Origin of the sequence: Photorhabdus sp. RM71S, from assembly GCF_042879355.1 — a bacterium.
GTDB lineage: Bacteria > Pseudomonadota > Gammaproteobacteria > Enterobacterales > Enterobacteriaceae > Photorhabdus > Photorhabdus kayaii.
In genome coordinates this window covers 24,989-38,906 of record NZ_JBHFKV010000010.1, presented here as the reverse complement: position 1 = coordinate 38,906, position 13,918 = coordinate 24,989, and the positions used below count along the sequence as shown (strand labels likewise).

Annotated in this window: 12 protein-coding genes; 8 read left to right on the top strand and 4 right to left on the bottom strand. The window is 44.1% G+C overall.

Going from position 1 to position 13,918, the window contains the following annotated elements:
• The first annotated feature begins 14 nt into the window (after positions 1-14).
• From mreC to tldD, 7 genes are all read left to right on the top strand, one after another.
• Positions 15-1,049 (top strand): rod shape-determining protein MreC, encoded by a 1,035-nt coding sequence (gene mreC, locus ACGF5R_RS08015; protein ID WP_112879258.1) that lies wholly within the window; start codon positions 15-17, stop codon positions 1,047-1,049.
• Complete coding sequence (gene mreD, locus ACGF5R_RS08010; RefSeq protein ID WP_112879257.1) at positions 1,049-1,537, top strand: rod shape-determining protein MreD; 489 nt, start codon at positions 1,049-1,051, stop codon at positions 1,535-1,537. Before mreC ends, mreD begins: the two co-directional genes overlap by 1 nt.
• Before the next feature lie 207 nt (positions 1,538-1,744).
• Positions 1,745-2,332, top strand: a complete 588-nt coding sequence (locus tag ACGF5R_RS08005) for a nucleoside triphosphate pyrophosphatase (RefSeq protein WP_112879256.1) — start codon at positions 1,745-1,747, stop codon at positions 2,330-2,332.
• Complete coding sequence (rng, locus tag ACGF5R_RS08000; protein WP_112879255.1) at positions 2,329-3,798, top strand: ribonuclease G; 1,470 nt, start codon at positions 2,329-2,331, stop codon at positions 3,796-3,798. Before ACGF5R_RS08005 ends, rng begins: the two co-directional genes overlap by 4 nt.
• A gap of 47 nt (positions 3,799-3,845) precedes the next feature.
• Positions 3,846-7,640 (top strand): AsmA2 domain-containing protein YhdP, encoded by a 3,795-nt coding sequence (gene yhdP / locus ACGF5R_RS07995; protein WP_387690405.1) that lies wholly within the window; start codon positions 3,846-3,848, stop codon positions 7,638-7,640.
• A complete protein-coding gene (nit1, locus tag ACGF5R_RS07990; protein ID WP_112879253.1) occupies positions 7,637-8,494 on the top strand; it encodes a deaminated glutathione amidase in 858 nt (285 codons plus the stop codon). The genes yhdP and nit1 overlap by 4 nt, the downstream gene beginning before the upstream one ends.
• A gap of 5 nt (positions 8,495-8,499) precedes the next feature.
• Positions 8,500-9,945, top strand: coding sequence for a metalloprotease TldD (gene tldD, locus ACGF5R_RS07985; RefSeq protein WP_387690403.1), 1,446 nt, complete (start codon positions 8,500-8,502; stop codon positions 9,943-9,945).
• A 111-nt stretch (positions 9,946-10,056) separates the two neighbouring features.
• Here the strand turns inward: tldD and yjgA are convergent, their stop codons facing one another.
• A complete protein-coding gene (gene yjgA, locus ACGF5R_RS07980; RefSeq protein ID WP_112879251.1) occupies positions 10,057-10,596 on the bottom strand; it encodes a ribosome biogenesis factor YjgA in 540 nt (179 codons plus the stop codon).
• Positions 10,597-10,797: 201 nt separating this feature from the next.
• Here yjgA and pmbA point away from each other — a divergent pair, with 201 nt between their 5' ends.
• A complete protein-coding gene (gene pmbA / locus ACGF5R_RS07975; RefSeq protein WP_387690401.1) occupies positions 10,798-12,138 on the top strand; it encodes a metalloprotease PmbA in 1,341 nt (446 codons plus the stop codon).
• Positions 12,139-12,192: 54 nt separating this feature from the next.
• Here the strand turns inward: pmbA and rnk are convergent, their stop codons facing one another.
• The 3 genes from rnk to rapZ all read right to left on the bottom strand — a co-directional run bounded on the left by rnk (position 12,193) and on the right by rapZ (position 13,915).
• Positions 12,193-12,603, bottom strand: coding sequence for a nucleoside diphosphate kinase regulator (rnk, locus tag ACGF5R_RS07970; RefSeq protein ID WP_021323558.1), 411 nt, complete (start codon positions 12,601-12,603; stop codon positions 12,193-12,195).
• A 188-nt stretch (positions 12,604-12,791) separates the two neighbouring features.
• Positions 12,792-13,064 carry a PTS phosphocarrier protein NPr gene (npr, locus tag ACGF5R_RS07965; RefSeq protein ID WP_112879248.1) on the bottom strand — a complete coding sequence of 91 codons (273 nt, stop codon included), beginning with the start codon at positions 13,062-13,064 and terminating at the stop codon, positions 12,792-12,794.
• A complete protein-coding gene (rapZ, locus tag ACGF5R_RS07960) occupies positions 13,064-13,915 on the bottom strand; it encodes an RNase adapter RapZ (RefSeq protein ID WP_011148173.1) in 852 nt (283 codons plus the stop codon). Before rapZ ends, npr begins: the two co-directional genes overlap by 1 nt.
• Positions 13,916-13,918 lie beyond the last annotated feature (3 nt).

The following is a 13,918-nucleotide window of genomic DNA, read 5'->3' as shown; positions in this document are numbered from 1 at the left end:
GAATAGCGCAGCTTATGAAGCCAATTTTTAGCAGAGGGCCTTCCCTGCAATTACGACTTTTCTTTGCTGTTATTGTTGCCATTGCTTTGGTTGTGGCAGACAGCCGCCTTGATGCTCTCAGTAAAGTCCGTAATTATATGGATACGGTAGTCAGTCCATTTTATTTTCTCGCCAATGGCCCGCGTCAAGTGCTTGATGGTGTGTCAGAAACCCTTGCTTCCCGTGAACAACTTCGATTGGAAAATCGTGCTTTACGCCAAGAATTATTGATGAAAAATAGCGATATGCTGTTGTTAGGCCAACTTAAACAGGAAAATTCCCGCTTGCGTGAGCTATTGGGATCACCTTTACGTCAGGATGAACACATGATGGTGACGCAGGTGATCTCCGGTAGGGCTAATCCTTATAGTGATCAGGTCGTCATCGATAAGGGATCAAGAGAAGGTGTTTATGAAGGGCAACCTGTTATCAGTGATAAAGGCATTGTTGGTCAGGTTGTTGCTGTCAGTCAGTTTACTAGCCGGGTATTACTGATTTGTGATACGACTCATGCTTTACCAATCCAAGTCTTACGTAATGATATCAGGGCTATTATTGCTGGTGCAGGTTGTACTGATGATTTGCAGTTTGAGTTATTACCGAGCAACACAGATATTCGGGTTGGGGATGTGTTGGTGACTTCTGGGTTAGGGGGTCGTTTCCCGGAAGGTTATCCGGTTGCGGTGGTTTCGTCAGTTAAAGTCGATAATCAACGGGCTTATACTGTGATTCATGCTCGGCCAACGGCAGAATTACAGCGTTTGCGTTATTTGTTGTTGTTGTGGGGGGCAGATAATAATCCATCCGAACCATTGCCGCCATCAGAGGTTTATCGTGTAGCCAACGAACGTTTAATGCAAATGATGCCTCAGGTATTGCCACATGCAAATGAAATGGGACCACCTGCGCCATCGTCTGTTTCTGATGAATCAACCAAGACAACAGAAAGAGTAAAAGGTGCTGAATCGACAATAACGTCGGCTAAATTTATAAATTCGGGAAATCGTTAATGAATCAATACCGGAGTCATGGGCGTTGGATCATTTGGGTATCTTTCTTGATTGCAATGGTGCTGCAAATTATGCCGTGGCCGGAGCAAATTTATATGTATCGGCCAACTTGGTCGGCACTATTGTTGATTTATTGGGTGATGGCGTTACCGCATAGAGTCAGTGTTGGTACCGGTTTTATATTGGGGATCATCGTGGATTTGATTCAGGGAGCGACACTGGGTGTTAATGCTTTGGCTTACAGCCTTGTGAGTTATTTGGTGTCATTTAAGTTTCAATTATTTCGCAATATGGCACTTTGGCAGCAGGCTTTGGTTGTCATTGCTTTATCGGTACTGATGGATCTCAGCGTTTTTTGGGCAGAATTTTTGTTATCAAATGTTGCTTTTCATCCAGAAGTATTCTGGAACAGTTTGGTCAATGGTATTCTTTGGCCGTGGTTGTTCCTGTTAATGCGAAAAATCCGTCGTCAGTTTAATGTACATTAGTGGTCGGATCGCCGTTTTTAATGTCCTGACAGAGCTTATTCCAGCAGGCGTTACTGATGCAGGCCATTCTTTCCAATAACTTGAGGATACGAGTAGTGTGTATAACCGGAGCGTACATAATGTACGTGAGGATTAAGCTCTGCTCTAGGTTCAAAATGGCAAATGAAATAGCCTAATGAGATAGGTAGTAGTAAGGACGAGATCATCATGAAAACCCTTTATCTGGCTTCCTGCTCACCAAGGCGGCGTGAGCTGGTTGAATTATTGGACTTTAAATTTGAAATTCTTTCTCCTCAGGTAAAGGAGCAATGGCAAGAGGGTGAAACTCCGCGTCAGTATGTCAGCCGATTAGCAAAAGATAAATCTCTAGCGGGAGTTGCTATTGCACCAGAGGATTTTCTGGTGTTGGGAGCGGATACTGTTGTTGTATTGAATGGTAAGATTCTCGAAAAACCACGTAGCGAGCAACATGCTGTTGCAATGCTCAGTGCACTTTCCGGTCAGAGTCATCAGGTGATGACAGCTATTGCTTTATCAGATAGTCAGCGTACCTTAAGTGATATAGTCATTACAGATGTAACCTTTCGCCAATTATCCACGCAGGAAATTTTGGATTATGTAGCAACCGGTGAGCCGATGGACAAAGCGGGGGCTTATGGTATTCAGGGAAAAGCAGGTTGCTTTGTTAAAACGCTGAATGGCAGTTATCACTCGGTTGTTGGTCTGCCATTGGTGGAAACGCACGAATTAATCACAAAGTTTTTTGCGTTAGTTGATGGGAAGGGGAACATATGACAGCAGAGTTATTAGTCAACATCACACCATCCGAAACGCGCGTTGCCTACATTGATGGTGGGATTTTGCAAGAAATCCATATTGAAAGGGAAGCCAAAAGGGGAATTGTCGGCAATATTTATAAAGGTCGTGTAAGTCGGGTATTACCAGGAATGCAGGCTGCTTTTGTTGATATTGGGCTGGAAAAAGCCGCCTTTCTTCATGCCTCAGATATTATGCCTCATACGGAATGTATTGCCGGTGAGGAGCAAAAGAACTTTCATGTTAAAGATATTGCTGAGTTGGTTCGCCAGGGACAAGATTTAATGGTTCAGGTAGTGAAAGATCCCCTTGGTACCAAAGGCGCTCGGCTAACTACCGATATTACCTTACCTTCCCGTTATCTTGTATTTATGCCCGGTGCATCTCATGTCGGGGTTTCACAACGTATTGAAAGTGAAGAAGAGCGTAATCGCCTGAAAAATATTGTTGCTGATTATTGTGATGAACATGGTGGTTTCATTATTCGGACGGCTGCCGAGGGTGTTGGTGACGAAGAATTAGCTCAGGATGCGGCTTTCTTGAAACGATTGTGGAGTAAGGTGATGGAGCGTAAAAAGCGCAATGTCACTAAAAATAAACTTTATGGCGAATTGGCTCTGGCCCACCGTATTTTGCGTGATTTCGCCGGCGCGGCCCTTGATCGTATTCGTGTAGATTCTCGTTTGACGTTCACTCAGTTACAGGAATTTATTCGCGAATATATTCCTAAAATGACAGCCAGATTGGAGCTTTATAACGGTAGTCAGCCTATTTTCGATCTGTTTGATGTAGAAAATGAAATTCAGCGAGCACTCGATCGCAAAGTTGAATTAAAATCAGGTGGTTATTTGATTATTGACCAAACTGAAGCGATGACCACAATTGATATTAATACCGGCGCATTTGTCGGCCATCGTAATTTGGAAGAAACTATTTTTAATACCAATATTGAGGCGACGCAAGCTATTGCCAGACAATTAAGGCTGCGTAATCTAGGCGGTATTATTATTATCGATTTTATCGATATGAATAGTGAGGAGCATCGCCGACGGGTATTGGCTTCTCTTGAGCAGGCGTTGAGTAAAGATCGTGTTAAAACCACGATTAATGGTTTTTCACAACTTGGGCTGGTGGAAATGACCCGTAAACGGACTCGTGAGAGTATAGAGCATATACTTTGCGACGATTGCCCTACTTGCAAGGGAAAGGGAACGGTAAAATCTGTTGAAACGGTCTGTTATGAGATTATGCGTGAAATTGTGCGTGTGCACCGGGCAGTTGATGCAGATCGTTTCCTTATTTATGCCTCACCCGCAGTGGCCGAAGCGCTGAAAGGGGAGGAATCTCATGCACTGGCGGAAGTGGAGATTTTTGTCGGTAGACAGGTAAAAGTTCAGACAGAACAGCTCTACAGTCAAGAACAATTTGACGTAGTTATGATGTAACCATCTGATTTGCTGACATAACAGCATTGGTAACCAAGGAGATGCGTGTGAGGCGACTGCCGGGAGTATTATTAGCGACAGCCGCAATAGTCATTATCATTGTGGCTTTGCTTGTTAGTGGATTACGTTTTCTACTGCCACATATTAATGATTACCGCCCACAATTATTCGCTAAAATTGAATCAATTATTGGTGTACCTATTGATGCTGGATATATTGCGGGAGAATGGGAATCTTTCGGGCCTGTTTTTGAATTACGTGATATCAGTGTAAAAACTGCAAATGCAGATGTGAAAGCCAAAAAGATCACGGTTGCATTGGATATCTGGTTATCTTTACTAAGAATGCGTTGGAATTTCCGCGATCTTACTTTTTATCAGTTACAAGTAGATTACTATCAACCGCTGTTTAATGATCAAAGCGGTAATATGTTTTCCCAATCGGATCTATTTTCTGATCTGTTTCTGGAGCAGTTTGATCATTTTAATCTGCAAGATAGCCGTTTTACTTTCCTTACTCCTTCTGGTGAACGCGCTGATCTTCTGTTACCACAATTAACCTGGCTAAATAAAGATAATCGTCACCGAGCTCAAGGGAAAATTAGTCTCTCTTCGATCAATAATCAGCATGGGGATATACAAGTTAAATTTGATTTGCATGACACTAATGGCGTATTGGATAACGGTACTATTTATTTACAGGCAGATAATGTTGATGTTCATCCGTGGTTAAGCCATTGGTTGCAGGATAATACTGGGCTGAAGGATGCTGAGTTTAGTTTGTCTAGCTGGATTATGCTGAAAGATGGTCGGATTGATGGTGGTCAACTGCAACTCCGTCAGGGAAAAGCTAATTGGAAAGTTGCTAACAAATCCCACAACCTTTCTGTCAGTGATTTGGTGTTACGAATGCGTCGCCAAGATGGTGGTTGGTTGTTTGATGTACCTGAGCTGGCAAATTTGATCACTGATGGTCAACAATGGCCGTCAGGAAAAGTATCAGTGCTCTATCTGCCGGAAGCCAAGAGAACTGATGGTCATGATCATTGGCGTATCCGGGCAAAAAACATTCAACTTGAACGGCTAAGTAGCATTTTACCGACTTTTTCTTTTTTGACGCCTGATCTTGTGAAGGATTGGCAGCATCGTCAGCCACAAGGATTGGTAAAGTATCTTGCCCTCGATATTACACCCAAAATGGCAGATGATTCCCGAATCAGTATGCAATGGCAGAATGTCAGTTGGCAGCGTTGGCAGGAATTGCCTTCTATTGATAATTTCTCTGGTTTTCTCAATGGCAGCTTGCGGCAAGGCAAACTGAGTTTTGTATTGAAGAATAGTGTCGTTGATTATCGAGATATGTTCCTGGCACCGTTTGAGATATCCCAAAGTCATGGCGAAATACTCTGGCGGCAAGATGAGCGAGGCTTACAACTTTGGAGTCAAGGATTGGATTTGCAGGCGAAGTCATTGTGGGTCAATGGTGATTTTCGTTATCAACAGCCTAAAGAACAGCCTCCTGCGCTGAATATTCTGGCGGGAATACGGGTTTATGATGCAGGTGATGCCTGGAGATATTTTCCAGAATCTTTGATGGGGACATCTCTGACTGACTATCTAACAGCTTCAATTATTAAAGGGCAGATAGAAAACGCGACTTTTGTTTTTCAAGGCAATCCAAAAGATTTCCCATTTGCAAAGAATAATGGCCAGTTTCAAGTTTTTGCTCCATTGCGTCACGCGACTTTTCAGTACCAACCAAATTGGCCGGCATTGCTAGATCTCAATATTGATCTTAATTTCCAGAATAACAGTTTATGGATGCTTGCTCCGCAAACGGCACTTGGTAAAGTGAAAGCTAGCAATGTTTCAGCAGTAATTTCTAATTATCGTAGTAAGAAATTGTTAATCAACGCTGATCTTCTGGGAGATGGCAAAGATATTCATGAATATTTTACCCGTAGTCCGTTAGCAAATTCTGTTGGTGAAACGCTGGATATATTGCAGGTTGGTGGTCAGATTGCTGGTAATTTGCATTTGGATATTCCACTCAATGGTGGCAATGTGGATGCCCGTGGTGAGGTGACTTTAAAAAATAATCACTTGTTGATTAAGCCCCTAGATAGCGAAATGAAAAATGTGAGTGGCCGGTTTCGCTTTGATAATGGTAATTTACAAAGCAGCAAATTATCAGCCCAATGGCTTGGGCAGCCTGTGACGGTTGATTTTTCTACTAAAAGTTTACCCAAAAACTACCGAGTCAATGTTGGTCTGAATGCGCGTTGGGCTGTGGCAAAATTATCTAAATTTTCACCAGCGATTGCTAAAGCGTTTTCTGGCTCTGTTGATTGGGAAGGGAAGGTCGGTGTCAGTTTGCCGTTTCAGGGCAAGCCTCAATATGATATGAAAATCGACGTTGATTTATCACAAGTGGATAGTTACTTATCTGCCCTGAAAGCGGATGAACCGCGTGCTCTTCATATTCTGGCTGATGGTGATATGGAGCAGTTGCAAGTAAAAGGCACTTTGGATAAACAGTATGCATTTAATACTCAATGGCGTCTGGCAGGGAAAAGCACTCAACTGTCACGTGGAATTTTACAAAGCAGCGATAAAATTCCTGATTTGCCTGAAAAATCCCTATTGGAGTTGAATCTTCCGGCAATTGAAGGGGAAGAGTGGTTAGGGCTGATTGCGCCTCTGACTTCAGGTTCTTCATCGGCAGGGATGTCAATGTTGCCACAGCATCTGCATATATCACTTCCATCACTGGATGCGGGGGGACAACGCTGGAATCAGTTATCGTTGGATGTGGAAAAACAGCTTTGGGGAACGCAGATCACTGCTAATAGTCGGGAAATCAACGGTAAACTCAATATCCGTAATAGTGGCTCTTGGCAAATGAATTTGAGTCATCTTTACTATAATCCTCTGCAACATAGCTCTCAGCAAGTTGAATCAGATTTACTTAAGCAATCTCAGGCAGGTACAACTCTGCGTTATTCGTTGAACCAATGGCCTTCATTAGACATCATCTGTTCTGAATGTTGGATTATGGGATTGAAGCTTGGGAAGGTGTCTGGTTCCCTGATTCCAGAAGGTAATTCGCTGGTATTAAGAGATGGAATAGTAGAAAACAGTGTCAGCAAACTAACTTTGGCAGGTCGTTGGCAAGAAGGGGCTGTAGGGAATAATACTCGTATCATGGGGCAATTTTCTGGTGAAAAGTTTGATGAGATGGCATCTTACCTTGGTATAGTCGTACCGATTGTAAATTCACCGTTTACCTTCCGTTTTGATTTTAATTGGTGGGATATACCATGGAAACCCAATTTCCAGACGATGAATGGCAATCTTGAAAGTGACTTAGGCAAAGGTGCTATTGAAAAATTGGGGGGAGGAAGTGCTGGTCAGTTACTAAAATTAGTCAGTTTTGATGCTCTGTTACGTAAATTACAGCTCGATTTTAGCGATACCTTTAGCCAGGATTTTGAATTTGATTCAATTCGTGGTGATGTTTCAGTAAAAAATGGGATACTCAAGACTGAAAACTTACGGGTTGATGGGTTGATTGCCGATGTGATAACGAAAGGTGAGATCGATCTTGTTCGCCAACAGATCAATATAGAAGCCATCGTCACGCCGGAGATTTCTGCTACTGTGGGGGTAGCAACGGCTTTTGTCATCAATCCGATGGCAGGTGCTGCATTATTCGCAGCGACCAAGGTTTTGGGGCCGTTATGGAATAAGATATCCGTTATTCGTTACCGGATTACTGGTAATCTTGAACAACCGAAAATTGATGAAGTTCTGCGTCAGCTTAAGGAGAATAGAGGAACATGAGAAACGTTAATGTTGCACTCTTGCAGTTATGTAGCGGTGAGAATATCAAACATAATTTGGCGCAAATTGAACAACAAATTAAGCAGTTGCCGGATACTATCAAGTTTGTCATGACCCCGGAAAATGCATTGTTGTTTGCTAATGCTGATAGCTATCGTAGGCATGCAGAACAACAGGGTCATGGGCCTTTGCAGCAAGCTGTCAGTGAGATTGCACGCCGTTATGGTGTTTGGTTATTAATCGGTTCTATGCCGCTTATCAGTCGTGAAAATCCTGAACGGCTCACCAGTAGTAGCCTGTTGTTTGATGATCAGGGTAAGATTTGCGCACGTTACGACAAAATCCATATGTTTGATGTCAATATTAATGATGAACATGGATCATATAATGAATCATCTGTTTTCCAGCGTGGGGAACATATTACCGTTGTAGATACACCTGTTGGTCGTCTCGGAATGACCATATGTTATGATCTGCGCTTCCCAGGGTTGTTTCAGGCATTACGTGAGCAAGGCGCTGAGTTGATATCTGTTCCTGCGGCATTTACTCGTTTAACAGGAAAAGCACATTGGGAGCCACTGCTGCGGGCTCGCGCTATTGAAAACCAGTGTATTTTGTTAGCGCCAGCTCAGGTTGGTGTACATGGAACCCGTCAGACGTGGGGTCACTCAATGGCAGTGGATGGTTGGGGGAAAGTGATTAAGAAAAACCCCGATGCAGTCAGTGCACTACAACTGAATATCAGGGCAGATAGCTTGAAGATTATGCGTGAGCAGATGAAGGTGGTGAAACATAACCGCTTTCGACCACAGTTGACTTCCTTGATTGAAAAAATACCGCAAATTAAAGAGTAGCAATTATGAGTTTAACTTCTGTCAGTGAACACCTACTGGCTGCAAATAAATTAAGCCATCAAGATCTGTTTTCAGTACTCGGTCAACTGGCTGAACGTCGGCTCGATTATGCCGATCTCTATTTTCAGTCCAGTTACCATGAATCTTGGGTGCTGGAAGATCGGATTATTAAGGATGGTTCCTATAATATTGATCAGGGGGTTGGCGTTAGGGCAATCAGTGGTGAAAAAACGGGTTTTGCTTATGCAGACCAGATCACGTTGAATGCGTTGCAACAAAGTGCACAGGCTGCCCGTAGCATCGTCCATGAAAAAGGGAATGGTAAAGCCCATACTTTTGGCGAAGTGACCTATTCTCAGCTTTATGCAGCAATTGATCCGCTGCAAAGTTTTTCCCGTGAAGAAAAGATTGCGTTATTGCAGTGTGTGGATCAGGTGGCTCGTGCTGAAGATCCAAGAGTACAGGAAGTCAATGCCAGTCTGACAGGGATCTATGAACGGGTGTTGGTCGCGGCAACCGATGGGACCTTGGCGGCTGATATTCGTCCTCTCATTCGCTTATCTGTCACGGTGCTGGTGGAGGATAACGGCAAACGTGAACACGGCACTAGCGGTGGTGGTGGCCGTTACGGTTATGAATATTTTCTGGAAGTGGTTAGTGGTCAGATCCGTGCAGAACAATTTGCGCGTGAAGCTGTTCGTATGGCACTGGTGAATCTTTCCGCTGTTGCTGCACCTGCTGGTACTATGCCGGTTGTTCTAGGGGCTGGTTGGCCGGGAGTGTTGCTGCATGAAGCTGTTGGTCATGGGCTGGAAGGTGATTTTAACCGCCGTGGTACTTCGGTGTTTTCTGGTCAGATTGGTGAAAAAGTCGCGTCTGAACTCTGTACTGTGGTTGATGATGGCACAATAAAAGGTCGCCGGGGGTCATTGGCAATTGATGATGAAGGCGTTCCTGGACAATACAATGTATTGATTGAAAATGGCATTCTGAAAGGTTACATGCAAGATAAAATGAATGCGCGTCTGATGGGTGTTGCGCCGACTGGCAATGGTCGCCGTGAATCTTATGCCCATTTGCCAATGCCTCGTATGACTAATACCTATTTGCTGGCGGGTCATTCCACACCGGAAGAGATCATCGGTAGTGTGAAAAATGGCTTATATGCGCCAAATTTTGGTGGTGGTCAAGTGGATATCACTTCCGGTAAATTCGTGTTCTCGACATCGGAAGCTTATTTGATTGAGAACGGTAAAATTACCAAACCAGTGAAAGGTGCAACCCTTATCGGTTCCGGTATTGAGGCTATGCAGCAGATCTCTATGGTAGGAAACGATCTTGATCTGGATAAAGGTGTTGGGGTTTGTGGCAAAGAGGGCCAGAGCGTACCTGTTGGTGTTGGTCAGCCTACTTTGAAACTGGACAACTTGACCGTTGGAGGAACAGCCTGATTTTTGGCTGGTTAATACTCTTGTTTGAAGAAGTAGAAGAAGAACTGGAAGGGGAACTTAGTTTTAATATTTTCCCCTAACAGAAATTAGAACCTTACGGGTTTTAGGTTGTTAAGCGGATTCAGCCATATCTCTAAGATACTGGAAAATCTGACGATAAGATTTAGGTGGCTTATTTGCCGCCTTTTCTTTTTTGGCGTTGCGGATCAAGGTACGCAATTGCTGGCGATCGGTTTGTGGGAATAACGCCACCACTTCATCAATAACATCGTCATTGCCATCAATCAATTTATCACGTAATTCTTCCAGTTTATGGAGCAGAGTGATTTGCTGATTATGACGATTTTTCAGTTTATCGAGCGCGGTGGTAATTGGCTCGACATCCCGGGTACGCAGCAATTTACCAATAAATTGTAATTGGCGACGGCGCCCCTCTCTTTTTATCTTCTGTGCAAGTTCAATGGCGGCCAGCAGATCCTCATCTAACGGAACGCGTTCAAGCGCACTTTTGCTGAGCTCAACCAATTCTGTACCCAGCTTTTTCAATGCTTCGGCATCACGTTTAATTTCACTTTTACTGACCCAAATTATCTCTTCCTCTTCCTCTTCGGCAGGATAATCATTGAGCCAATCTTCAGGCTGCTTTGCCATAGTGGTTTTCCTTTTAAAAAGGTCGGAACTGGCAGGTTGATTTTTGGAGCATGACCTGTAGCCCGGCGGGTGTTAACATCCTAATATTGTGTATTGTAACTGGGAAAAACGTCGGATTACCACTCAACATTGACTGTGTGGGTAAAACGGTTCTGTTTTCCCGATAGATTTTCCCTTTATTCATCAAATTACGGGTAATTAATGAAAATCACGGATCAAATTGCGGAACAACGCAAACAACTGGAAAATGCAGTTTCACAGGCACTAGAGCTGGCAAAAGCGGGTTGTGATGCTGCGGAGGTTGCGGTTAATAAAACAACGGGTATTAGTGTCAGTACCCGCTTTGGTGAAATAGAAAATGTAGAATTCAATAGTGATGGTGCTTTGGGGATTACCGTATACCATCAGCAACGTAAAGGTAGCGCATCATCAACAGATTTAAGCCCGGATGCCATTGCCCGTACTGTTCAGGCTGCGATTGATATCGCTCGTTATACCTCTCAGGACCCGTGTGCTGGCCCGGCAGATAAAGCGCTATTGGCGTTTGAAGCGCCAGATCTTGACTTATTCCATCCAACAGAGTTGGATGCTGATAAAGCAATTGAACTGGCTGCTCGTGCGGAACAAGCTGCATTACAGGCAGATAAGCGTATTACCAATACTGAAGGTGGCAGTTTTAACAGCCATTATGGTATCAGGGTGTTTGGTAACAGCCACGGTATGTTGCAAAGTTATTGCTCCAGCCGTCATTCTATGTCGAGTTGTGTGATTGCTGAACTTGATGGCGATATGGAGCGGGACTATGCGTATACCATTCATCGTCGTATTGAAGATTTAAAATCGCCGGAGTGGGTTGGGCATGAGTGTGCTCGCCGTGTGTTATCCCGTTTATCTCCGCGTAAATTACCGACCATGAGGGCACCTGTGCTGTTTGCTGCGGAGGTTGCAACGGGCCTTTTCGGACATTTGGTGGGTGCTATTAGTGGTAGCAGTATTTACCGTAAATCTTCTTTCCTGCTTGATCATCTGGGTAAACAAATCCTGCCATCATGGCTGACGATTGAAGAGCGTCCACATTTGCTGGCAGGGCTGGCATCTTCTCCATTTGATAGCGAAGGTGTGTGCACCAGTAACAGGGATATCATTAAAGATGGCGTATTACAGACCTGGCTTCTGACAAATTATTCTGCTCGTAAATTGGGAATGGCAAGTACAGGCCATGCTGGTGGGATCCATAACTGGTGCATTGCAGGGCAAGGTGAGGATTTTGCTGGTTTACTACGTCAGATGGGAACAGGATTAGTAGTTACTGAACTGATGGGGCAGGGTGTTAGTGCAATAACCGGTGACTATTCCCGTGGTGCCGCCGGTTTCTGGGTAGAAAATGGTGAGATTCAGTATCCTGTCAGCGAGATTACTATTGCGGGTAATCTGAAAGAGATGTGGGCCAATATGGTCACTATTGGGAATGATATTGAAACTCGCAGTAATATCCAATGTGGTTCGGTATTACTGCCGGAAATGAGTATCGCTGGTCAATAAGAGATACTCGTTTCCGATTACTTTAGTCAGCCCGGATCAAATGGGCTGGCTGAATTAACGGTGGAGCTCACCGGCAGCTTCTGGTTGATAAAGTAATTCTAATACTTTGACGCGGGTTTCTTCGCCGTTTGGCAATTTCCAACTGATTTCGTCGCCGATACGAAGGCCCAATAATGCAGCTCCCAAAGGAGCCATAACAGAAAGCTGGTCTGAACTGTCTTGCAGTGACGCAGGGTAAACCAGAGTGCGCACTCGCTCTTCACTGCTTGTCAGATCAAGAAAACGAACCCGGCTATTCATAGTCACAACATCGGATGGAATTTCTGCTGGCGGTACAATCTCTGCACGATCCAGCTCCTCATTCAAAGCGTCAGCGATACTAGTATCTGCAAACGCTGGCTGTTCCAACAGGGAATCTAAACGTTCTGCGTCTAATTCGTTGATGATAATTGCTGGTTTAGTCATACCACACTCCAAATGGATTCCAATACAAAATAACACCCCGCACCATGAGGAGGGGGGTGTTATTTAAAATGATTAACCTGATAGTAGGCTGTTCTTACTGGAAAATAAAGAGATCATGATCACGAACTGTTTTGTGCTGCTAATGAAAACAGTGAAGGACATGATAATCCATAGGTGAGTGAGCAACGTTATTCTTCGTCAAATCCCGAATTAAATAGATCAATAATAGCTGCAAGAGCCTGCTCTTCATCTGGGCCACTGGCTTCAACTTCAATATAGCTGCCTTTTTCTGAATCCAGCATCAGCATAGCAATTACACTGCTGGCCTCGGCTTCAACATGGCTATCATTGCGTAAAATAACATGAGATTCAAAGAGCTGTACTAGATCATACAGCTTCATTGCTGGCCGTGCGTGCATTCCCAGCCGATTTTTGATTTCAAGTCTTTGCTTGATAGTCATTATTTTCGCTTTTCGAGAGTACGGTGGCGCGACTGTACGTTTTTTCCTCTGGAACGAAAATAATCGGCCAACTGTTCTGCCACATAAACAGAACGGTGTTTACCGCCGGTACAGCCAATAGCAACGGTCAGATAGCTGCGGTTATTGGTTTCAAGCATAGGTAGCCAGAGTTCAAGATAACTGCGGGTTTGATAGATGAAGTTATGCACTTCCGTATGACGGTCGAGGAAAGCGGCTACAGGACGATCAAGACCGGTCATTGGCCGTAATTTGGGGTCCCAGTGTGGGTTTGGTAGGAAGCGTACGTCAAAAACATAGTCGGCATCAATTGGAATGCCATGCTTAAAGCCGAAAGACTCAAAGACCATTGTCAACTCACGTTCCCGTTTGCCTAGCAGACGCGTTCTTAGCATCTCAGCCAATTCATGGACTGACATTTCGGAGGTGTCGATAATCAGGTCAGCTCTTGAACGAAGGGGTTCCAGCAGATCACTTTCTTGATCAATCGCGCTTTCCAGAGAAAGATTTTTGCTTGATAGCGGATGCAGACGGCGGGTGTCGCTATAACGGCGGATCAACGTATTACGTTCAGCATCAAGGAATAGTAATTGCGGTGAGAAACTCGCTGGTAGTTTAGTCAGAGCTTCTTCGAAAACTTCAGGTGATTCCGGCATGTTTCTTACATCAATACTAACCGCAGCAGAAATATCGCGGTCAGCTAGCGTATTTGCTAATTCCGGTAGTAATACTACCGGCAAGTTGTCTACACAATAAAAACCCATATCTTCCAGTGCGCGTAAGGCAACGGATTTACCTGAACCGGAACGGCCACTGACTATCATCAGCACCATGAG

What these genes read in the sequence shown, in the direction of transcription:
- rng (WP_112879255.1), top strand. Translation starts at nt 2,329, where the DNA reads ATGACAGCAGAGTTATTAGTCAACATCACACCATCCGAAACGCGCGTT.
- mreC (WP_112879258.1), top strand. Translation starts at nt 15, where the DNA reads ATGAAGCCAATTTTTAGCAGAGGGCCTTCCCTGCAATTACGACTTTTC.
- pmbA (WP_387690401.1), top strand. Translation starts at nt 10,798, where the DNA reads ATGAAAATCACGGATCAAATTGCGGAACAACGCAAACAACTGGAAAAT.
- rapZ (WP_011148173.1), bottom strand. Translation starts at nt 13,915, where the DNA reads ATGGTGCTGATGATAGTCAGTGGCCGTTCCGGTTCAGGTAAATCCGTT.
- npr (WP_112879248.1), bottom strand. Translation starts at nt 13,064, where the DNA reads ATGACTATCAAGCAAAGACTTGAAATCAAAAATCGGCTGGGAATGCAC.
- mreD (WP_112879257.1), top strand. Translation starts at nt 1,049, where the DNA reads ATGAATCAATACCGGAGTCATGGGCGTTGGATCATTTGGGTATCTTTC.
- rnk (WP_021323558.1), bottom strand. Translation starts at nt 12,603, where the DNA reads ATGACTAAACCAGCAATTATCATCAACGAATTAGACGCAGAACGTTTA.
- yjgA (WP_112879251.1), bottom strand. Translation starts at nt 10,596, where the DNA reads ATGGCAAAGCAGCCTGAAGATTGGCTCAATGATTATCCTGCCGAAGAG.
- ACGF5R_RS08005 (WP_112879256.1), top strand. Translation starts at nt 1,745, where the DNA reads ATGAAAACCCTTTATCTGGCTTCCTGCTCACCAAGGCGGCGTGAGCTG.
- nit1 (WP_112879253.1), top strand. Translation starts at nt 7,637, where the DNA reads ATGAGAAACGTTAATGTTGCACTCTTGCAGTTATGTAGCGGTGAGAAT.
- tldD (WP_387690403.1), top strand. Translation starts at nt 8,500, where the DNA reads ATGAGTTTAACTTCTGTCAGTGAACACCTACTGGCTGCAAATAAATTA.